Annotated in this window: 19 protein-coding genes and 2 pseudogenes; 12 read left to right on the top strand and 9 right to left on the bottom strand. The window is 60.8% G+C overall.

Annotation, left to right across the window (positions count from 1 at the left end; all coding sequences use genetic code 11):
• Position 1: 1 nt before the first annotated feature.
• From PSH57_RS27915 to PSH57_RS27905, 3 genes and pseudogenes are all read right to left on the bottom strand, one after another.
• Positions 2-2,845: a class I adenylate cyclase gene (locus PSH57_RS27915; RefSeq protein ID WP_305386806.1), complete on the bottom strand. Its 2,844-nt coding sequence runs from the start codon at positions 2,843-2,845 to the stop codon at positions 2-4.
• Between the two features lie 177 nt (positions 2,846-3,022).
• A pseudogene (locus PSH57_RS27910) lies at positions 3,023-3,272 on the bottom strand (TIGR02647 family protein).
• A gap of 228 nt (positions 3,273-3,500) precedes the next feature.
• Positions 3,501-3,785 (bottom strand): hypothetical protein, encoded by a 285-nt coding sequence (locus tag PSH57_RS27905; RefSeq protein ID WP_186655236.1) that lies wholly within the window; start codon positions 3,783-3,785, stop codon positions 3,501-3,503.
• Positions 3,786-3,909: 124 nt separating this feature from the next.
• Between PSH57_RS27905 and PSH57_RS27900 the strand changes: the two genes are divergently transcribed.
• Positions 3,910-4,569, top strand: coding sequence for a glutathione S-transferase family protein (locus PSH57_RS27900; RefSeq protein WP_305386803.1), 660 nt, complete (start codon positions 3,910-3,912; stop codon positions 4,567-4,569).
• 121 nt (positions 4,570-4,690) lie between these two features.
• Here PSH57_RS27900 and argH read toward each other — a convergent pair whose 3' ends face one another.
• Positions 4,691-6,085: an argininosuccinate lyase gene (argH, locus tag PSH57_RS27895; protein WP_305386802.1), complete on the bottom strand. Its 1,395-nt coding sequence runs from the start codon at positions 6,083-6,085 to the stop codon at positions 4,691-4,693.
• A gap of 460 nt (positions 6,086-6,545) precedes the next feature.
• Here argH and PSH57_RS27890 point away from each other — a divergent pair, with 460 nt between their 5' ends.
• From PSH57_RS27890 to rsd, 7 genes and pseudogenes are all read left to right on the top strand, one after another.
• The gene (locus PSH57_RS27890; protein ID WP_305386801.1) at positions 6,546-7,292 is read left to right on the top strand and encodes a LytR/AlgR family response regulator transcription factor; all 747 of its coding nucleotides are present in this window, start codon (positions 6,546-6,548) and stop codon (positions 7,290-7,292) included.
• Between the two features lie 147 nt (positions 7,293-7,439).
• Complete coding sequence (gene hemC / locus PSH57_RS27885; RefSeq protein ID WP_305386799.1) at positions 7,440-8,381, top strand: hydroxymethylbilane synthase; 942 nt, start codon at positions 7,440-7,442, stop codon at positions 8,379-8,381.
• Positions 8,378-9,076 (top strand): annotated as a pseudogene (locus PSH57_RS27880) (uroporphyrinogen-III synthase); the annotation flags it as partial. The gene hemC and the pseudogene PSH57_RS27880, both read left to right, overlap by 4 nt.
• 84 nt (positions 9,077-9,160) lie before the next feature.
• Positions 9,161-10,291, top strand: coding sequence for a uroporphyrinogen-III C-methyltransferase (locus PSH57_RS27875; RefSeq protein WP_305390492.1), 1,131 nt, complete (start codon positions 9,161-9,163; stop codon positions 10,289-10,291).
• On the top strand, positions 10,288-11,535 hold the full coding sequence (locus tag PSH57_RS27870; RefSeq protein ID WP_305386797.1) for a heme biosynthesis protein HemY: 1,248 nt from the start codon (positions 10,288-10,290) through the stop codon (positions 11,533-11,535). Before PSH57_RS27875 ends, PSH57_RS27870 begins: the two co-directional genes overlap by 4 nt.
• A 358-nt stretch (positions 11,536-11,893) precedes the next feature.
• Positions 11,894-12,436 (top strand): disulfide bond formation protein B, encoded by a 543-nt coding sequence (locus PSH57_RS27865; protein ID WP_305386795.1) that lies wholly within the window; start codon positions 11,894-11,896, stop codon positions 12,434-12,436.
• A gap of 177 nt (positions 12,437-12,613) precedes the next feature.
• A complete protein-coding gene (gene rsd, locus PSH57_RS27860) occupies positions 12,614-13,072 on the top strand; it encodes a sigma D regulator (protein WP_305386794.1) in 459 nt (152 codons plus the stop codon).
• Between the two features lie 58 nt (positions 13,073-13,130).
• Here the strand turns inward: rsd and PSH57_RS27855 are convergent, their stop codons facing one another.
• The gene (locus tag PSH57_RS27855) at positions 13,131-13,796 is read right to left on the bottom strand and encodes an FKBP-type peptidyl-prolyl cis-trans isomerase (protein WP_305386792.1); all 666 of its coding nucleotides are present in this window, start codon (positions 13,794-13,796) and stop codon (positions 13,131-13,133) included.
• A 193-nt stretch (positions 13,797-13,989) separates the two neighbouring features.
• Between PSH57_RS27855 and PSH57_RS27850 the strand changes: the two genes are divergently transcribed.
• Entirely contained in the window at positions 13,990-15,111 is a 1,122-nt protein-coding gene (locus PSH57_RS27850; protein WP_305386790.1) for an AlgP family protein, read from the top strand.
• Here PSH57_RS27850 and PSH57_RS27845 read toward each other — a convergent pair.
• Positions 15,108-15,572, bottom strand: a complete 465-nt coding sequence (locus tag PSH57_RS27845) for a TIGR02444 family protein (protein WP_305386789.1) — start codon at positions 15,570-15,572, stop codon at positions 15,108-15,110. The genes PSH57_RS27850 and PSH57_RS27845 overlap by 4 nt on opposite strands.
• A gap of 50 nt (positions 15,573-15,622) precedes the next feature.
• Here PSH57_RS27845 and PSH57_RS27840 point away from each other — a divergent pair, with 50 nt between their 5' ends.
• From PSH57_RS27840 to rhtB, 3 genes are all read left to right on the top strand, one after another.
• A complete protein-coding gene (locus PSH57_RS27840; RefSeq protein WP_305386787.1) occupies positions 15,623-17,533 on the top strand; it encodes an ATP-binding cassette domain-containing protein in 1,911 nt (636 codons plus the stop codon).
• On the top strand, positions 17,533-18,114 hold the full coding sequence (locus PSH57_RS27835) for a mechanosensitive ion channel family protein (RefSeq protein WP_305386785.1): 582 nt from the start codon (positions 17,533-17,535) through the stop codon (positions 18,112-18,114). Before PSH57_RS27840 ends, PSH57_RS27835 begins: the two co-directional genes overlap by 1 nt.
• Before the next feature lie 87 nt (positions 18,115-18,201).
• On the top strand, positions 18,202-18,834 hold the full coding sequence (rhtB, locus tag PSH57_RS27830) for a homoserine/homoserine lactone efflux protein (protein ID WP_214913910.1): 633 nt from the start codon (positions 18,202-18,204) through the stop codon (positions 18,832-18,834).
• Between the two features lie 58 nt (positions 18,835-18,892).
• Here rhtB and PSH57_RS27825 read toward each other — a convergent pair whose 3' ends face one another.
• The 3 genes from PSH57_RS27825 to PSH57_RS27815 form a co-directional block, all read right to left on the bottom strand.
• Positions 18,893-19,636 (bottom strand): penicillin-binding protein activator LpoB, encoded by a 744-nt coding sequence (locus PSH57_RS27825; protein ID WP_305386782.1) that lies wholly within the window; start codon positions 19,634-19,636, stop codon positions 18,893-18,895.
• Positions 19,637-19,639: 3 nt separating this feature from the next.
• Entirely contained in the window at positions 19,640-20,227 is a 588-nt protein-coding gene (lpoB, locus tag PSH57_RS27820; protein ID WP_305386781.1) for a penicillin-binding protein activator LpoB, read from the bottom strand.
• A 158-nt stretch (positions 20,228-20,385) separates the two neighbouring features.
• Positions 20,386-20,757 (bottom strand): YcfL family putative periplasmic lipoprotein, encoded by a 372-nt coding sequence (locus PSH57_RS27815; protein WP_256229828.1) that lies wholly within the window; start codon positions 20,755-20,757, stop codon positions 20,386-20,388.
• Positions 20,758-20,771 lie beyond the last annotated feature (14 nt).

The following is a 20,771-nucleotide window of genomic DNA, read 5'->3' as shown; positions in this document are numbered from 1 at the left end:
TTCAGACCAAGGCCAGCGCCTCGTTCAGGGCGCGTTCCAGGTCAGCCTTGTAACGCAGGTACAAATTACTTGAGCAGGCCCCATCACCCACAAGACCCGAGAGGTCCAGGTCGGTGATGTAGCAGCGATAGCGTTCGGCCTCGCGGCGCTGTTCGACGATCTCCCTGGCGACCACGCGGAACAGCTGGTCGCCATGTTCCAGCTCCGAAAACTCCCGCTGATCGCAATACAGGGTGACGTGTACCTGCCCATGGGTCGCTTTGCCGATGATTGCCTGCACGTCATAGAATGGCTTGTTCACTGGCGTTTGCGGCGCCTGCCGCGCCTCGATCCGCCGTGCCCGCCCGCTACCCGAGGGCAGGAGTTGGTAGTACAGGGTTTCCACGGGCAATGGTTGGGTGGCATCCATCGGCAGCAGTGCGTCACGACGGTACAGCACCGATTGCAGGAAGCGCTGCAAGGGCACCAGCAGGCTGTGCTCGTCGTGATAAGGCAAGCGTTGTTGCCACAGGGCATTGAGCTCATCGAGCACGTATAGCTCAGCGTCGTTCTCGTTGACTCGGTAGAACACCTGAATGCACTCGGGCTGCCCCATGGGCAGGATCAGCGCCAGGTCGTGGTCCTCCAGAGCCATCGGGTCCAGATGCAGCGGACTGTAGGCCGTCAGCTCCTCGCCCAGGTAATCCATCAGCGCCGACAGGCTGCCCAGCGCCACGTGATTGACCTGGCCCGGCACCAGCTCCAGCACGTGGTAGTGCTGCTGGACCTGAAGCAGATAGCGGTGGTTGAGCCTGCTTAATAGCAAGGTCTGAGCCGTTTCGATGACTTCCTCCACCCGTCGGGCAATGAACTGCGCGCGGTTGTGGCAGAAACAGCGTACCTGCAAACGCGGCTGGCGCTGCGTAACGGGCAGGTCGTTGAGGTAATCGCGCAGGCAGTCGAGCAGGGCGTGCTCGCCGTCGAAGCGGTTGACGAGCACTTCGTTCCAACTGTTGAGTGTGACCTGATCCAGGGTCAGCACCAGATTCTCTCGAACCCCGGCGTAGCTCAGGGAATCGGTACGCTCGGTGGTCATCAGGATATTGAGGTCGCGGTGATGCTTGAGCGGGTCGACACCGACGTTCACCAGAATCAGCACTTCGCTGGGCACGCTGGCGCGTAACAGCTGTTCTTCATCCACCGTGGTCAGCGGCAGGGCGATGGACTGTTGCAGACTGCCCAGCAAGTTGAACAGTTCGAACTCACTCAGATCGCTGCTACCTGGGTGCAGCGCCAGGCGCGTACTGCTGTCGATCACGCCGTTGCGATGGCACCAAGTCAGCAATTCCAACAACTCGCGGCAGCGTTTGATCGGTGCGAAGTTTTCCCATTCCAGGGCGTTGAGGCTGCCGTTATACAGGCCCCACTGGTTTTGCCCGGGTTCTTTCTTGTTCGGTGACTGCACCAGCGTCAGGGTGTCTTCGGCCAGGTCCGGGGCGATGCCGGGGTTGATGAACTCGACTTTGTCGGCCTTGCGTTCGAATGCGGCATATAACCGCCGGCCCAGGACGTTGAGGTCGCGCTTGTTGATCAGGCTGACGGTTTTTTCGGTGCGGGCGAACTGGGTCAGGAAGCGGTAGCTGTAGGTCAGCTCGTTGACCAGCGCACGCCGTTCGTTGCTGACCTGACGCACTTTCCACTGGCTACGGCTGTCCAGCAGCGCCAATTGCCGTGGGTCCCAGCCCCATTCCCGGGCCAGACGCTCAAGCAGAACCCGTTGCCAGCCAGTGCTGCGCCCCTGGCCGGTCAGCTTGCGATTGACCTTCAGGTAAAGCGCTCTTCGCACCAGCTCCAGGCGTTCGGATTCACCCCGGGCGTTGAGGTACTCCTCGATACGACGGTAAACCACCATGTATGGGTCTAGCTCTTCCAGGTCCAGGCGGTTGGCGAACACCGCCTGTTTGAAGCGCAGGCTCAGGCAGCGCACGTTCGGATGTTCGCTGGCATAGACTTCGATCAGTAGCAGCTTGAGCACTGACTTGTAGGGCGACTCGATGCCCTTGAACAATTGCCAGAGGCCGGCGCCGATGAATTCTCCCGGCGGGATATAGGCCAGATGCCCCAGGTTGAGCGTTTCATCGGCGCGGATGAAGCGTTTGGAAATCAGCGTGTGGGTGTACTGCTCATAGTTTTCTTCCTCATAGACCGGCACCAGCCACCAGATCGGCGTGCGTCCGGCCAGCCAGATCGCCGTGCGGTAGAACTCGTCCAGCAGCAGGTAATGCTGGGTTGTGCCGCAATCGTCGGAACTGAGCTGAGTGTCCCGGTCGCCGCGGACAAACCGTGCCGGGTCGATCAGGAAAAAATGCGCTTCAGCGCCCTGGGTCGCCGCCCAGGTTTCCAGCAGCAGACATTTTTTGCGCAGTTCGGCCAGTTCGTCCTCGCTCAGGTCCGGACCATGGCAGACCCACACATCCATGTCGCTTTGATCAGCTTGGGCGAGGGTGCCGAGGCTGCCCATCAGGAACAGCCCCAGAATCGGTCGCGGCGGATTGCTGCCGTGGCGCGGCTTGTAGGAGAACGAGCGGGTCAGCCGCTGTGCTTCGACGAGGACGCTGGCGTCGGGCTCGTAGTTGGACAACCCGGCAGGCGTGCTGCCCGAGACATAGCCGGGCAGGAGCGGATGGTTGACGTGGAAAAACAGCGGCAACAGCGTCAGCACGCTTTGCTGGCGGGTCGACAGACCTTCCAGGGCACGATCCATCCGTACGGTGTTGAGTTTGAGAAAACGTGCGCGCAACTGGCTCAGGACCTTGCGGTCGATTCCCTCGTCCAGATCGGGGCGTATTTCGTGATTGCGGGTCATGTCAGCTCAAACCGGCTCGCGGCGTCGAACGTGGGAGATCACAGGTGGTGGCAGTTTAGCGCCCGAACCCCGGATTTCTTAAGCTGAGTATAATTTTGGCGTCAGAATATTTACACGGTGCGCCAAGGCGCCTGCGGAAACCTCGATGAAGGAGATTTCCGTGGGCGACAGGAGGAATCAGGCGGCTTCTTTTACGACGTTGAGAATGGTCAGCAGGCTTTGCACATGCTCGGCGGCATCCCGGCCCAGGCTGGTCAGATAACCACCGTCGGACTGGGTAATCAGGTCTTTTTTCGAACAGGCGTTTAGCGGCAGCGATGGCAGAGGGGGCAGCGGTCTGATGGATTTTCAGACCTTCCTGGGAACTGTCCAGGTTGAAGAGTGCAAGGATTTCCAGTTCGGCAACCAGCTCAGGGGTAAGCGACATAAGGACTCCAGACTTTCTAGGAATTTGGACGACAGCGCCACTAAAGTGAGCGCACTCGGCCGAGCTGTCCAGTGTCAGTGTCATGCTTTTTTTGTTTTGGGTGACCGCAGGCGTAATTCGTTGTGGCGAGGGAGCTTGCTCCCGCTGGAGCGCGAAGCGGTCCCGATAGCTTGACGGCTGTTGCGCAGCCGAGCGGGAGCAAGCTCCCTCGCCACAGTCGGTGAGACCTTATTTCTTTTCTGGCGGCAACTCGGGAAGAGCGCGCAACGCCGTTTCGTACCACTGGGTATCGAACGCACGGTCCTCTTCCAGGATCGCGTCGATTTCCACTGCCAGCACATGGGCCATCAGGTTGAGAATTTCTTCGCGCTCGTAACCCACCAGGGTCAATTTATTGAAAATGGCCTTGGCCGCTGGCGGGTTGTCATTTTCGATCTGGTTTTCGATGGCCTGGATCAGCGTGTTCTCGACGAACTCTTCTTCGTCGTTGTCGATGTCGGTTGGCTCGCTCATGGCAGGCTCCTTGGAGAAAGGTCGCCAGTTTACCTGCATTCAGCGCAGTGATGCGTCTGGCAAGAAACGGCTCGACGGTCTATAACGCAAGGCTGCCAACCCTGCACGGCCTGGAGGCTTTGTCATGCTCAAGCTTTATGGTTTTTCCGTCAGCAATTATTACAATATGGTCAAGCTGGCGCTGCTGGAGAAGGGTCTGCCCTTCGAAGAAGTGCCGTTCTACGGCAGTCAGACCCCCGATGCGCTGGCCATCAGTCCACGGGGCAAGGTACCGGTGTTGAAAACCGAGCAAGGGTTTATCAACGAAACCAGCGTGATCCTCGAATACATCGAGCAAACCCAGCCGGGCAAAGCCCTGTTGCCCAGCGATCCGTTCGAGCGTGCCCAGGTCCTGGCTTTGTGCCGGGAGATCGAGTTGTACATCGAGCTGCCGGGACGAGCCTGCTACGCTGAGGCGTTTTTCGGCATGTCGGTACCCGACGCCATCAAGGAAAAAACCAAGAGCGAATTGCTCTTGGGCTTCGCCTCTCTCCACAGACACGGCAAATTCTCACCCTACGTGGCGGGCGACAGCCTGAGCCTGGCCGATCTGTATTTTCTCTACAGTGTGTCGCTGGCGTGCCAAGTGGGCCGGAAGGTGTTCGATATCGACTTGCTGGCGGACATGCCGGCGGCCAAGGGGCTGATGGAGCGCCTGGAGCAGAACCCGCACGTGCAGCGGATTGCGGCCGACAGAGATGCGGCGATGCCGGGGTTTTTGGCGATGATCGCGGCCAAGAAGTGAGTTTTTCAGCGCTTTGAGGACGCCTTCGCGAGCAAGCCCGCTCCCACACTAGATCTTCAGTGAACTCAAAATCTTTTGGGCATGGAGATCCAATGTGGGAGCGGGCTTGCTCGCGATGCTTTTAGCGGCTGGCGAGCAACGCCTGGCCGCGCACCACGGCTGCCTTGACCTGGGCAGGGGCTGTGCCGCCGATGTGGTCACGGGCATTGACCGAACCTTCCAGGGTCAGCACTGCAAATACGTCCTGCTCGATCTGCTCGCTGAACTTGCGCAGTTCTTCCAGGCTCATCTCCGCCAGGTCCTTGCCGTTGTCCACACCGTACTTCACGGCATGGCCGACGATTTCGTGGCAGTCACGAAACGGCAGGCCACGGCGTACCAGGTAATCAGCGAGGTCGGTGGCAGTGGAAAAGCCGCGCAAGGCCGCTTCGCGCATCACTGCATGCTTGGGCTTGATCGCCGGGATCATGTCGGCAAAGGCCCGCAGCGAATCACGCAGGGTGTCGGCGGCGTCGAACAGCGGTTCCTTGTCTTCCTGGTTGTCCTTGTTGTAGGCCAGCGGCTGGCCTTTCATCAGGGTCAGCAGGCCCATCAGCGCACCGAATACCCGGCCACTCTTGCCGCGTACCAGTTCTGGCACGTCAGGGTTTTTCTTTTGCGGCATGATCGAGCTACCCGTGCAGAAACGGTCCGGCAGGTCAATGAACTGGAATTGCGCGCTGGTCCATAGCACCAGCTCTTCGGAGAAGCGCGACAGATGCATCATCGCGATGCTCGCGGCGGCGCAGAATTCGATGGCGAAATCGCGGTCCGAGACGTTATCCAGCGAGTTGCCGCCCACGGCGTCGAAGCCCAGCAACTGCGCGGTATATTCACGATCGATCGGGTACGTGGTGCCGGCCAGCGCGGCGCTGCCCAAGGGCATACGGTTGGTGCGTTTACGGCAATCGACCAGGCGCTCGTAGTCGCGGCTGAGCATTTCGAACCACGCCAGCATGTGGTGCCCGAAGGTCACCGGTTGAGCGGTTTGCAGGTGTGTGAAGCCCGGCATGATGCTCTCGGCCTCGCGCTCGGCCTGCTCCAGCAAGCCTTTTTGCAGGCGGGTGATTTCGCCCAGGATCAGGTCGATTTCATCGCGCAGCCACAAGCGAATGTCGGTGGCCACCTGGTCGTTTCGGCTGCGGCCGGTGTGCAGCTTCTTGCCGGTCACGCCGATGCGGTCGGTCAGGCGCGCTTCGATGTTCATGTGCACGTCTTCGAGATCGACGCGCCAGTCGAACTGGCCGGCCTCGATTTCACCCTGGATGGTTTTCAGGCCATCGATGATGTTGTCGCGCTCGGCATCGGTCAGAACGCCGACCTTGGCCAGCATGGTGGCGTGGGCGATCGAGCCCATGATGTCGTGGCGATACAGGCGCTGGTCGAAGTTGACGGAGGCGGTGAAGCGGGCGACGAAGGCGTCGACGGGTTCACTGAAGCGGCCGCCCCAGGACTGATTGGTCTTGTCAGTGCTCATGAATTCGCTCGTGATCGGCTGTGGAAAAAGTAGCGGTTAAAGGCTGCGACGGATGATAACAGGGTTGCCGGGGCTGGCGCTGGCACTGGTCGGCAGGTTTTTTTGCACACAACCCGAGCATTTCACAGGGTTTGTGCTCAACGATATTTTTCGATTGAGCAATATCGGCGTGGCAACCGTCTACAGTGGACTGTAGGACTTTTACTTTTCCATCCATGGAGCATTGGACGAACAGAAGAGGGGGGCTCGTATTGGTCAGATGGAGTGTTAACAATTCCTACGGCGACGCCGTGCGACAACAGGCCTCGAGCATTGATCGGCAGGCGCTGGTAAAGATAGGCAACTGCCTCGCGGCACTTTTTGGCCCTCGAGCGAGTCTTAGCGTGGATCGCGGTGACGGATGTCACTTCCCCTGTCTACGCTATCCTTGTGCGAGACTCACGCAGGAATCCAGCGCAATATGAATGTCCTGATCGTTGATGACGAACCACTGGCCCGTGAGCGCCTGAGCCGAATGGTTGGCGAACTTGAGGGTTACAGTGTCCTGGAGCCGAGCGCCACCAATGGCGAAGAGGCGTTGGCCCTTATTGACAGCCACAAGCCGGATATCGTGCTGCTCGACATACGCATGCCTGGCCTGGACGGTTTGCAGGTCGCGGCGAAGTTGTGCGAGCGCGAGTCACCGCCTGCGGTGGTGTTCTGCACCACGCGAGACGACTTCCCGCCCGAGGTGTTGCAGGCCGGCGCCGTGGGCTATCTGATCAAGCCAGTCTCTGCCGAGGCGCTGGTCGAGGCGTTGCGCAAGGCCGAGCGGCCCAACCGGGTGCAACTGGCGGCGTTGACCCGTCCGGCTGCCGAAAGCGGCAGCGGCCCGCGCAGCCACATCAGTGCGCGTACACGCAAAGGCATCGAACTGATCCCGTTGAATCAGGTGGTCTATTTTATCGCCGACCATAAATACGTGACCTTGCGTCACGAGAGCGGCGAGGTGCTGCTGGACGAGCCACTCAAGGCCCTTGAAGACGAGTTCGGTGAACGCTTCGTGCGCATCCACCGCAACGCCCTCGTGGCTCGCGAGCGTATTGAGCGTTTGCAGCGCACACCGCTTGGGCATTTCCAGCTGTTTCTCAAAGGCCTCAATGGCGATGCGCTGATTGTCAGCCGGCGGCATGTGGCCGGCGTACGGAAGATGATGCAACAGCTTTAGCTCGAAGCTCCAAGGCGTTCACCCCGTTCAGCGCGTTCCATTACCAGGACACTGGCGGCCAGGGAGGCCTTGGGGTCGTGATTCAAGTCAAAGCGAATTTGGCTGAGCTGTTATTATCCGCCGTATCTTTTAAGTACGGATTGATCCATGTCCCCTCGCGAGATCCGCATCGCCACCCGTAAAAGTGCCCTGGCCCTCTGGCAGGCCGAATACGTCAAAGCCCGTTTGGAGGAGGCTCATTCCGGCCTGATCGTGACGCTGGTGCCCATGGTCAGTCGCGGCGACAAGCTGCTGGACTCGCCGCTGTCGAAAATCGGCGGCAAGGGTCTGTTCGTCAAGGAGCTGGAAACCGCGCTGCTGGACAACGAAGCCGATATCGCCGTGCACTCGATGAAAGATGTGCCCATGGACTTTCCTGAAGGCCTGGGCCTGTTTTGCATCTGCGAGCGTGAAGATCCGCGTGATGCGTTCGTATCCAACACGTTTGCAAGCCTTGATGCGCTGCCTGCCGGGAGCGTGGTCGGCACCTCCAGCCTGCGTCGCCAGGCGCAGTTACTGACCCGCCGCCCAGACCTGCAAATCCGTTTCCTGCGGGGCAACGTCAACACGCGCCTGGCCAAACTCGATGCCGGTGAGTACGACGCAATTATCCTTGCCGCCGCCGGCCTGATCCGCCTCGGCTTTGAAGATCGCATCACTGCGGCCATCAGCGTCGATGACAGCCTGCCAGCCGGTGGTCAAGGAGCGGTGGGCATTGAATGTCGCAGCGCCGACAGCGAAATCCATGCCCTGTTGGCACCGCTGCATCACGACGACACGGCCACCCGGGTCTTCGCCGAACGCGCCCTCAACAAACACCTCAATGGCGGTTGCCAGGTGCCGATCGCCTGTTACGCCGTGCTCGAAGGCGAGCAGGTCTGGTTGCGCGGCTTGGTGGGTGATCCGAACGGTGGCCGACTGCTCAGCGCCGAGGCCCGGGCGCCGCGCCGTGATGCCGAGGCGCTGGGTGTGCGGGTAGCCGAAGACCTCCTCCGTCAGGGCGCTGACGACATTCTCAAGAAGGTCTACGGCGAGGCGGGCCACGCGTGACGGGCTGGCGGCTGCTGCTGACCCGACCGGTTGACGAGTCGTCGGCCCTGGCGGCTGTCCTGGCAGAGGCAGGGGTGTACAGCAGCAGCCTGCCGTTGCTGGATATCGAGCCGGTCGCTATGTCCGACGCCATGCGGGAGACTTTTCAACGGCTGGACCAGTACTGTGCCGTGATTGTGGTCAGCAAGCCCGCCGCACGATTGTGTGTGGAGTTGCTGCGCCAATATTGGCCCCAGCCGCCAGACCAGCCATGGTTCAGCGTGGGGGCGGCGACCGGGCAGATCCTTGTCGACGCCGGCCTCACTGTGTTTTATCCCGACAACGGCGATGACAGCGAAGCCTTGCTGGAGCATCTGGTGCTACGCCAGGCGATCACCCGACCCAATCCCAAGGTTTTGATTGTGCGCGGCGAGGGCGGGCGCGGCTTGCTGGCGGAGCGCTTGCGCGAGCAAGGTGCTAGTGTCGATTATCTGGAACTGTACCGGCGCAGCCTGCCGCATTACCGAGAAGGTGAGTTGGCGGCAAGAGTCAAAGCGGAACGCTTGAACGCGCTGGTGGTCAGCAGTGGGCAGAGTTTCGAGCATCTGCAGCGGCTGGCTGGCGACGCGTGGCCCGCGTTGGCGCGGTTGCCGTTGTTTGTTCCAAGCCCAAGGGTCGCCGAGATGGCCCGTGCCGCCGGGGCCCTGACAGTTGTGGATTGCCGTGGTGCCAGTGCCGCGGCTTTGCTGGCGGCGTTACGGGATCAGTCCGTGCCGTTTTCTAATGCAAAGGATGGATACGTGAGCGAAACAGCCTTGCCAAAAGATCAAGACCAACCCGCGATCGATACGCCGGTTGAAACCCCGGCTGCGAAGGCGCCGCGTCGCGGCAACGGGCTGGCCATTGTCGCATTGTTATTGGGAGCCGCCGGCGTGGCCGTGGGTGGTTGGGGCGTGTGGCAGGTACGTCACCTGCAAGCCAATAACCAGCAGCAGTCCACCCAGGTTCAGGCGCTTAACGATCAGGCCCAGGCCCTCAAGCTCAATGAGCAACGCCTGAGTGAACGCCTGGCTCAATTGCCGGCGGCGCAAGAGCTGGAAGAGCGTCGGCGTCAGGTCGCCCAGTTGCAGGGTGATCAGCAGCGGCTGAACCAGCGCCTGGAAACCGTGCTCGGGGCCAGCCGCAAGGACTGGCGCCTGGCTGAAGCTGAACATCTGCTGCGCCTGGCCAGCCTGCGTCTTTCCGCCCTGCAAGACATCAGCAGTGCCCAGGCGCTGGTCCAGGGGGCTGACGAAATCCTGCGTGAGCAGAACGACCCTGGCTCGTTCGCCGCTCGTGAGCAACTGGCCAAGACCCTTGCTGCGCTGCGCAGCACCGAACAGCCAGATCGCACCGGGCTTTTCCTGCAGTTGGGGGCTTTGCGTGACCAGGTGCTGCAACTCACGGAGCTGGCACCCGAATACAAGGATCGTGGTGAGTCGTTGCTGGGTTTGACCGCCGATGGCGATGGCGCCAGCCGCTGGGCACAGTGGTGGGACCAGATATCGCGCTATATCCGTATCGACTTCAACGCGGATGAGAACGTCCGTCCGCTCCTGGCCGGACAGAGTCTGGTGCAGGTGCGCCTGGCCTTGAGCCTGGCCCTGGAGCAGGCGCAATGGGCGGCTCTCAACGGCCAGGCTCCGGTGTACACCCAGGCGCTGGCTCAAGCGCGTGACGTGCTCAAGAACAACTTCAACCAGGACAACCCGCAAAGCAAAGTCATGCTCGAGCGCGTGGTCGAGCTGGCCGAACAACCGGTGACGGTGGTGACCCCAGACCTCACAGGAACCCTGAGCAGCGTTCAGGCCTATCTGGAGCGCCGCAACCTGAACGCCGAAGAGTCGGTCAAGCCGCTGGCCAAACCTGATGGGCAGGAGACCGCGCCATGAAGCGGCTCTACGTGATTGTGTTCGTGGTCATCGCTGTTGCTGCTTTGCTGGGCGTGGCGATCGCCGAGCATTCGGGTTACGTGTTGGTGGCATATAAGAACTTCCGTTACGAAGCCGGCCTATGGGTCACCCTGGCATTGGTGGCGGTGCTCTGGCTGGTGTGGCGGGGCCTTAGCGCCTTGATCGGGCTGGTGACGACCTCCACTGGCGTGGTCAACCCGTGGTCGCGACGCAACCGCAGTCGTCGTGTGCAAGTGGCAATTGAGCACGGTCAATTGGACCTGGCCGAAGGTCGCTGGGCCAGTGCCCAACGGCACCTGCATCGTGCCGCCGAAGCCGAGCGCCAACCATTGCTGTATTACCTCGGCGCGGCCCGGGCGGCCAATGAGCAGGGTCTTTACGAACAGAGCGACGGCCTGTTGGAACGTGCCCTTGAGCGTCAGCCCCAGGCTGAACTGGCAATTGCCCTGACGCACGCACAACTGCAGATGGACCGCGGCGACACCGACGGTGCGTTGAGTACGCTGCAGACCATGCATGAGCGCCACCCACATAACGCCCAGACCCTGCGCCAGTTGCAGCGCCTGCACCAGCAGCGCGGTGATTGGTCGGCGGTGGTTCGGCTGTTGCCGGAGCTGCGCAAGGACAAGGTCCTGCCGCCGGCTGAGCTGGCTGAACTGGAGCGTCGGGCCTGGGGCGAAAACCTTACCCTGGCGGCCCACCGTGACGAAGACGGCAGTGTCGGGTTGCAATCGCTTAACCGTGCCTGGCAGCAACTGACATCTGCGCAGCGTCAGGAATCGGCTCTGGTGCTGGCCTATGCCGAGCAACTGCGCCAACTCGGAGCGCAGGCCGAGGCCGAAGAGGTGCTGCGGGCTGCGCTCAAGCGTCACTATGACAGTCACCTGGCGCGCTTGTACGGGTTGGTCCGCGGCAATGATCCAGGCCGTCAACTACAAGCGGCCGAAGGTTGGCTCAAGGATCATCCGAGCGACCCTGGTCTGCTGCTGACGTTGGGGCGCCTGTGCCTGCAAAACAGTTTGTGGGGCAAGGCACGGGATTATCTGGAAAGCAGTTTGCGCCTGCAGCGCAATCCCGAGGCCTGCGCCGAACTGGCGCGATTGCTGGCGCAACTGGGGGATGCCGAGCGCAGCAATCAGCTCTTCCAGGAAGGGTTGGGGTTGCTGGACGAGCGTTTGCTTGCCGCGCCGCTGCCGGCCCCGGCTCAGGTCTTGGCCACCTGAGAGAAGGAAATCGTTCTTGAGTTCGATATGAATCATCGTGGCGAGGGAGCTTGCTCCCGCTCGGCTGCGCAGCAGTCGTAAACCTGCCGGCTGTTTCCCTCTCGATGGACCGGGCTGAATGGTTTGGGGGGCGGCTGCGCCACCCAGCGGGAGCAAGCTCCCTCGCCACGTGTTTATTGACGCCCCTAAAGGCTTTAGCAATGCCTTCGGTAAAGTCCTACAGCAAACCGCGCTTAATCTGCTCTTGTCTGTCGGGAATTCCCTACACCCCTGGTGAAGTGTCTGCACGGGCCCGCCTTGAAAGGCTCAAGGGCTTTCCTCTACCGTAACTGCCTGTCTCTTCTGTTACGGAACTGCCATGTCTTTGGCCTGCTCACGCTTCTTGTTTTTCATGGCTTTCGTCGCCTCCGCCCTGGTTTTGGGCATCGCCAGTTATCTGGAATACACGGTAGGTCTGACGCCTTGCAGCCTGTGTGTTTTGCAGCGTCTGTGCCTGACGCTGTTCTTGATGAACTGTCTCGCTGCATGTCTGCAGGGTCCTGGCCAGAAGGGCAGCATCTTCTACGGAGCGATGGGGCTGGTTTTCGCGTCGGCAGGATTGACGCTGGCATGGCGTCAGGTTCTGGTGCAAAGCAATTCGCTCGAGCAGTTACCCGATTGTATCGCTCACCTGAAGGGAGCTGATTCGTGGTGGGGTGCCGTACATCGTGTGCTCGACGGTGCAATCGACTGCGCGAGTGTCACCTGGACGCTGTTCGACCTGAGTCTGCCCGAATGGAGCCTGCTGTTTTTTCTTGCCGTGTCTATTGTGATGTCCTATCTGCTGTTGCGCCTTGTCTGGAACGCCCTGATACGACCGCTCAGCGGCACAACGTCGCAGCTGGTCCGGGTCATGGATTAAACACTTGTATGAACTTTATCTCCTGCGTACCTTGAAGCGGTTGTCGTGCGGGCATAATCTGGCCCGCACGTGTTATTGGAATTATGCCGCTCGATCATGTTGTGTCTGGCTTGTCCCTGATCATTTCAGGCGGTGCACAGGCTGCGAGGGGCATGACTCACAAGGGAAGAAATCACCATGCTCGAAAGTTGTCAGAATGCTCAGGAACGCTGGGGTGGGGTGCATCTGCTGATCGACCGCTGGTTGCAGGAGCGTCACGAACTGGTTCGGGCCTATGATGCTCTCGGTGACAAGCCTGAAGCGCTGAGTGAAAGCCGCAAGCCATTGCAAGAGTTCTGCGGTGTGCTGGTCGACTATGTGTCTGCCGGCCATTTCGAGATATACGAACAACTGACGAGCGAGGCCAAGGCCTTCAACGACAAACGCGGCCTGGAGCTTGCCGAGCAAATCTATCCGCGTATCGATGTCATCACCGAAAAGCTGCTGGCCTTCAACGATCTGTGCGATGAAGGCAAATGCGTAGCAGAAAAATTCAAGGAGCTGGGTGGCTTGCTGCACGAGCGTTTCGAGCTGGAAGACTGCCTGATCGAGGTGCTGCACAACGCCCACAAGGAAGTCACTGCAGTCCAGGCGTGAAGGACTTTCCGGCATAAAAAACGGTGCGCATTGCGCACCGTTTTTCGTTGGGTCGGACTCAGGTTGTCGCGCCCAACAACTCGATTTCAAACACCAGCGGGGTGAACGGTGGGATGACATCCCCGGCTCCCTCGGCACCGTAGGCCAGGGTCGACGGAATCACCAGCCGCCACTTCGCGCCAACCGGCATTTGCGGCAACGCACTGCGCCAGCCGTCAATCACGCTGTCGAGACTGAACCATTGGGCCTGCCCGTTGGAATCAAATACGCTGCCGTCCGGCAATCGACCGACATACAACACCTGGACCTTGCCGTGTTGCCCGGCCTTGGCGCCATTGCCGGGCTTGAGTTCGGTCAGCAGGATGCCATCTGCCAGTTGCTGTGCGCCGGGCCGGGCTTTTTCCTCATCAAGGAATTTCTGCTCCTTTTTCAGTGCAGCTTCGATCTGCGGCGTCGCCGGTGACGACGTCAACTGTGCCTGATGGTCGGCCAGTATCTGTTCGATGCGCTGATCTTTCAGGGCCAGCGGTTTGCCCAGATAGGCCTGTTGCAGACCCTCGACCAAAGCCTGGATCTGCAGGTCGGGCACATCCTGGCGCAGACGTTCACCCAGGCTTGCCCCCAGGCTGTACGCCAGGTCATGAGCGTCGTTTGCGCTGGTTTTTTCTGCGGCCTGAGCCATGGAGCAAGCCATGCACAGGAGTAAAAACAAGTGACGCGACATGTAGTGTTCTCCGGCCTCGAATCGAGGGGATTATGCCAGTGCCGATATCCGCAAAGGTGGATTGCCCTGGCAGTGGCGTAGAAGTTTTTTCGTGCCTTGCAACGCAACGGCATGTGTACTGTCAACATGCCCTAGCGGCGGTTGCAGCAGAGGTCTAGTATGAGCCGCACTCACGTCAGTCAGGAGGTAAACCATGTCGGCCACCAAGAAGCCAGTAAACACTCCGTTGCACTTGCTCCAACAACTTTCGGGCAGTCTGCTCGAGCATCTGGAAAACGCCTGCTCCCAAGCCCTGGCTGATGCTGAAAAACTGCTCGCCAAACTGGAAAAGCAACGCGGCAAGGCGCAGGAAAAACTGCACAAGTCGCGCACCAAACTGCAAGACGCGGCCACCGCGGGCAAGGCCAAGGCACAAGCCAAGGCCAAAGACGCTGTGAAAGAACTCGAAGACCTGCTCGATGCCTTGAAGGATCGTCAGTCCGAAACCCGCGCCTATATTCTGCAACTCAAGCGTGATGCCCAGGAAAGCCTGAAGCTGGCCCAAGGCGTTGGTCGTGTGCAAGAAGCCGTGGGCAAGGTATTGAGCCTTCGTGCTGCCAAGCCTGCCGCTGTATCGGCCAGAAAGCCGGCCGCTAAACCTGTCGCGACAAAAACACCGGCCAAAGTAGCCGCCAAACCGGCCGCAAAAGCGCCGGCCAAAGCAGCGAGCAAACCGGCCGTCAAACCGGCCGCGAAAAAACCGGTTGCCGCCAGCGCTGCAAAACCCGCTGCGAAAAAAACTGCAGTCAAAGCTGTCGCCAAGCCGGCGACCAAAGTTGCTGCCAAGCCCGCCGCTAAACCTGTTGCCAAGAGCGTCGCCAAACCGGTCGCTAAAACAGCCGCCGCCAAGCCCGCAGCGACAAAAACCGCCGCGGCTAAACCGGCTGCCAAGCCAGCTGCTACAAAAACGGCTGCCGCCAAGCCCGTGGCCAAACCGGCTGCCAAGCCTGCCGCTGCCAAAGCGCCCGCCAAAGTCGCAGCTAAACCGGCTGCCAAGCCAGCCGCTGTCAAAGCACCCGTCAAAGCTGCGGCTAAACCGGCTGCTGCCAAGCCCGCTGTCGCGAAGCCTGCGGCTGCCAAGCCTGCCGCCAAGCCCGCTGCGAAACCAGCCGTGAAAAAGCCTGCTGCCGCAAAACCCTCGACTGCTCCGGCGGCCAAGCCTGCGACTCCGGCTCCTGCAGCAACCCCTGCGCCAACCGCCAGCACTCCGGCCCCTGCGCTGAACCCGAGCGCCGCCCCGGCGCCGAGCACCAACGCTCCAACCCGCGCTTCCTAAGTGTCGGACGCCGCGACGCGCAGCTGATGCAGCGCGTCGCGGTTCCCTTGGTCCTCGCTCGCCACTAACCCTTGCAGCCACTGCGCTGAATCTTTGTGCTGCTCCCCAGGCCAGTCCTCGGTCGCAGTCTCCAGTCGCTCCAGCAATCGTCGCTCGGCTTCCAGCTCCAGTCGCTTGACCTGCTCGCGCAGGCTATCAAGTGCCGTGTCTTGAAGGGCGCGGGCTTTCCATTGGGTACGAAGCGTGCGCAATGGCCGCACGACGTCCGTGTCCCAGGGGTCGACCAATTGCCGAAGCCGTTGCAGTCTTTGTTCAGTGCAGGCTACCCCGCGCTGCTCCAGCCACAGCCCGCAAAGCAGCAGGCAGACATTGGCGCCCGCGTTCTGTAGCGTCAGGCAGGCTTGCTCCACGCCAGGCTTGGCATAGAGGTCGAGGGAAAAGCTCCATAGATCAGAGGACATCGTGCTACTCGCGCCAGTTGCGAGCGAAGCTGGTAGACTCCGCCGCCATTATGATTCGACTTCAGAACCTGACTTTACAGCGTGGCCCGCAGCGTCTGCTAGAAGACGCCGAGCTAACTCTGCACGCCGGCCACAAAGCTGGCCTCATCGGTGCCAACGGCGCCGGCAAATCGAGCCTGTTCGCCCTGCTTCGAGGTGAACTGCACCCGGACTCGGGTGATTGCCTGCTGCCCGCCGATTGGCGTATCGCCCATATGCGCCAGGAGGTCGACACCCTCGAGCGGCTGGCGGTGGACTACGTGCTTGACGGCGATCTGCGTCTTCGTCAGGTCCAACGCGACCTGGCGGCGGCCGAGGCGGCTCACGACGGCGCCGCACAGGCCCGTCTGCACGCGGAGCTCGACAGCGCGGATGGCTACACCGCCGATGCCCGGGCACGCAAACTGCTGGCAGGCCTTGGATTTGGCAATGAGCAGATGGACCGTCAGGTCGGGGACTTCTCCGGTGGCTGGCGGATGCGCTTGAACCTGGCCCAGGCCCTGATGTGCCCCTCGGACCTGCTGCTGCTCGATGAGCCCACCAACCACCTGGACCTCGACGCCATCATCTGGCTCGAGGACTGGCTCAAGAGCTACCCAGGCACGCTGCTGCTGATTTCCCACGACCGTGACTTTCTCGACGCGGTGGTGGATCACGTCGCCCATGTCGACCAGCGCAAACTGACCCTGTACCGCGGCGGCTACAGCGCCTTTGAGCGGGCCCGTGCCGAACGCCTGGCCCAGCAACAGCAGGCCTATGAGAAGCAGCAGGCGCAGCGTGCGCACATGGAAAGCTACATCGCCCGGTTCAAGGCCCAGGCCACCAAGGCCCGTCAGGCCCAGAGCCGGATCAAGGCGCTGGAGCGGATGGAAGAGTTGTCGGCGGCTCACGTCGATTCGCCGTTTGATTTTATTTTCCGCGAATCGACCAAGATTTCCAGCCCGCTGATCGACCTGTCCGACGCACGTCTGGGCTATGGCGACAAGACCGTGCTGGAGAAGGTCAAGCTGCAACTGACCCCTGGCGCGCGGATCGGCCTGCTGGGCCCGAACGGTGCCGGTAAGTCGACCCTGATCAAGAACCTCTCCGGCGAGCTCGAGCCCCTGGCCGGGCGTCTGACCCGGGGCGAGAACACCGTGGTTGGTTACTTCGCCCAGCATCAGCTCGATTCCCTCGATGCCAAGGCCAGCCCGCTGTTGCATTTGCAGCGTCTGGCGCCGAATGAGCGCGAGCAGACCCTGCGCGATTTCCTCGGTGGTTTCGACTTTCGCGGTGCGCGCATCGATGAGCCGGTGCTGAATTTTTCCGGCGGCGAAAAGGCCCGTCTGGCGCTCGCCCTGATCGCCTGGGGGCGGCCGAACCTGTTGTTGCTCGACGAACCGACCAACCACCTCGATCTGGAAATGCGCCTGGCCCTCACCATGGCCTTGCAGGAATTCAGCGGTGCGGTGCTGGTGGTCTCCCACGACCGGCATTTGCTCAAGAGCACCACGGATAATTTCTTCCTGGTGGCCGACGGCAAGGTCGAGGAGTTCGACGGTGACCTGGAAGATTACGCACGCTGGCTGGTGGAGTACCGTCAGCGCAACGCCCCGGTCAGCACCACGCCGGTGAACCCGGACAAGACCGACAAGAAAGCCCAGCGCCAGGCCGCCGCCGCATTGCGTCAGCAGTTGGCGCCTCACAAGCGCGAGGCCGACAAGCTCGAAGTCGAACTGGGCAAGCTGCATGAAAAACTGCAAAAAATCGAAACCAGCCTCGGTGACAGCGGTCTCTACGAAGCGGCGCGCAAGGATGAGTTGCGCGATCAGCTGGCCGAACAGGCCAGGCTGAAGGTTCGGGAAGCAGAGCTTGAGGAGGCGTGGATGCAAGCGCTGGAACTGCTGGAAAACCTGCAAGCGGAGCTGGAGGCGTTGTCCTGATGGAAGCCTTGGCTCTGCCTATACCCGTCATGTGGGTCGAGCCGATCTGGCTCGGTGTGCAAATATTGCTGATCCTGTTGGCCGGTTATATTGCACAGCGTTTCGTGGCGCGAGCTCTCACAGGCCTTGCTGAGCGCTACCCGTTGCCGTCCCAGTTGGTGATCATCCTGCGGGGCGTGCTGCGCTGGCTGATCATGGGCAGCGCGGTGCTGGTAGTGCTTGAGCGTCTGGGCGTCTCAGCCACGGTGCTGTGGACGGCGCTGTCGGGTTTCGTCGCGGTGGCCGCGGTGGCGTTTTTTGCCATCTGGAGCGTGCTCTCGAATCTGTTGTGCGCCATCCTGATCTACACCGTCGGGCCGTTTCGTCTGGGCGATGTGGTTGAGCTGGTGGAGTCCACCGACAAGCCCGGCATCAAGGGGCGAGTGGTGGCGATCAACCTGCTTTACACCACCCTGATCGAACCCGAGGAACTCGGCACGGGCAGTTCCATGGTGCAAGTGCCCAACAGCCTGTTCTTCCAGCGTTCAGTTCGGCGCTGGCGCGGCAACGAGGCATTTCCGGTCGGCGGGTTCGTCGAGTAAGCGGGGCTCGATCGTTAAATATCTGTGGTCAACCGTCCGGCGGCGCATTAGCTTAGTGACTTCAACGAATCTGAGCCGAGGTGTGCAATGGTGCTGGAAACATGGCTGGCGTTTTTCGCCGCTTGCTGGGTGATCAGTCTTTCGCCGGGCGCCGGTGCCATCGCATCGATGTCCAGCGGTCTGCAATACGGTTTCTGGCGCGGCTACTGGAATGCCCTGGGTCTGCAATTGGGCCTGGCGTTGCAAATCGTGATTGTCGCCGCCGGTGTCGGCGCGATTCTCACCGCATCGGCGACCGCGTTTTATGCGATCAAATGGTTTGGTGTGGCCTATCTGGTTTATCTGGGCGTCAAGCAGTGGCGAGCCATCCCGGGCGATATCAGTGATGACGCGGCCGTGCGGCCTATCGGCAAGCCCCTGGCGCTGGTGTTTCGCGGCTTTCTGGTCAACATCAGCAACCCCAAGGCATTGGTGTTCATGCTTGCGGTGTTGCCACAATTCATCGACCCCCATGCCCCGCTGATCAAGCAGTACCTGATCCTGGGTGTGACCATGGTTTGCGTCGACCTCATCGTCATGGCCGGGTACACCGGGCTGGCATCCAAAGTCTTGCGCCTGCTGCGCACGCCGAAACAGCAGCGGCGAATGAACCGGACCTTTGCCGGGCTGTTCATTGGTGCGGCGGGGTTGCTGGCGACGATTCGCAAAGCCTCGGTCTAACGCCGGTTCCAATGTGGCGGGGATAAATCTCCTCGCCACAAAGTGATCGCTGAACCGCTTAGCGCAAAATTACCGGCGCGGTATCCCGCGGCAGGTTGTTGCGCGGAACAGGTTCGCCGGCCTGTTCGTAGTTCGGCCCGCCGAGTTGTTCGCTCAGTTGCCGCGCCACGTCCTCACCCAGGGCCTTGGACACCTCGCGCACGACTCGCGGGCGGTTGAGGTTGATACGTACGTCCCGGTGGTTCAGCAGCTTGGTGTCCTGGCCTTCACCCATGGCGGTGAAGGCCGAGGTGATTTCGTAGGTCTTGGTGTTGATCAGGCTGAAGTCCGCCACCAGGGTCAAGGCGAGCACTGCCGAGTAGCTGCTGGTATTGGCCAGTTCATTGATGTCGCGGGTGAAGTCGATGTCCGATACGGTGCCGAACAGCACGTAATCGGCGCCTTTGAAGTGCCCGGCCTTGATTCGCTTGATCACGTCATAGACATCGCCCGTGGATGAAGCGGTGTGGGGCGTGCCTTGCACGAGCTGGAACATGCCGCTGCGCAGGATTTCGCCCTTGATGTCGCCGGTGAACTTGCGCAGTTCGCCCTGCTCGATGTAGCTGGTGGTGGCTTCCATCTCTTCGTAGCTCGACGAAGCGCTGGCGCTGTAAGGGTTCGCCTGGAAGTTGCTCTGGGCCGAAACGGTGTGGATGTATTCCTCCACCCGTTGCTGGTACGCCAGGTCAGTGACCGCGACTTTCGGGGCCGCCTGCGCGCCGAACGCGCAGGCCAGGGCCATGATGCCGATCCATGTGCGCATGGCTTAGCGCTCCGTGGTCTTGCGGATTTCTTTCTCGTCCATCCACTCGGCCAGACCGCTTTCGACGTCGATCAATTGCAGGCTGAATTTGTAGAAGACGTCCTTGTAATCGCTGCTGCGCTTGACGATCGAGCTGATGGAGCCCTCGAGGCGGTATTTGGCCGCGATCATGTTGCCGGTCTTGGCCACGGTGCTTTTCTTGTACAGGCCGCTCTGGTTTTGCAGCTTGAGCTGGTCAACCTGGCTGTCCATGGCGTTGTTGTCGCTGGCGAAACGTGCCGCACCGGTCTTCATCAATTGGGTCTTGATGCTGGTGGTGATCTCGCGGGTGTCGATGTACTCGCTGGTCTTGTTCTTCACGTCATAGACCTGAACCACCGGGCGGCCTTGCAAAATACCGGACTGGGCCAGGGAGCGGGTCATGGACTCGGCGATCATTTGCAGGTCGGTGGAACCAAATTCGTTGGTCACGGTTTCCACGGCCTCGGTGTCGCCGTAGCTGATGTTCTTGTTGCCCAGGACCGGAGAGTTGTTGGCGCAGCCGCTGACCAGCAGGGCGGCGAGGGCGAGGGAAGAGATGCGTACGAACATTTAGGTGCTCTCAATAGCTATATAAAAGGTTTTATGGCGAGGGAATTTATCCCCGTTCGAGTGCGCAGCGCTCGTAGACATGTTGGGGCTGCTTCGCAGCCCGGCGGTGCGGTGCGACGTTTCGCTAAATCCCCTCGCCACGGGAATGTGCGCCTGTCTTAAGGCGTATTGATTTCCAATCGGAAATCCACAGCCTTGGGTGTCGGTGCGATGGCCGGCAGGAAACTGGTTTGTTCGCCGTACAGCGTCAGGCTTTTCCAGGTTTCTTCCTCGGCAACCGGAAAGCCTTCCGGTCCCAACCAGGCAAATCGGTAGTACATCGTCTTGTTGTTGAAGCTGGTGTTGCTCAACTGCACATTGACGGTCAGGTAACCGTTTTCCCTGGCCACGCGCATGGCGCCGACCACGATGTTTTTCTGCTTGCCCATGGCCACGACTTTGCTGGCGGCGCTGCCCGGCTCCGGCGGCGCGGGGGTGGCGCAACCGGCCAGCAAGGCCAGGACACCGATGGTGATCAGTTTTAAACGCATTTGAACAAGACTCC

It is taken from the genome of Pseudomonas hefeiensis (assembly GCF_030687835.1).
Taxonomy (GTDB): Bacteria; Pseudomonadota; Gammaproteobacteria; order Pseudomonadales; family Pseudomonadaceae; genus Aquipseudomonas; species Aquipseudomonas hefeiensis.
The sequence above is the reverse complement of the archived record's forward strand: the minus strand, read 5'-3'. Positions and strand labels throughout refer to the sequence as shown.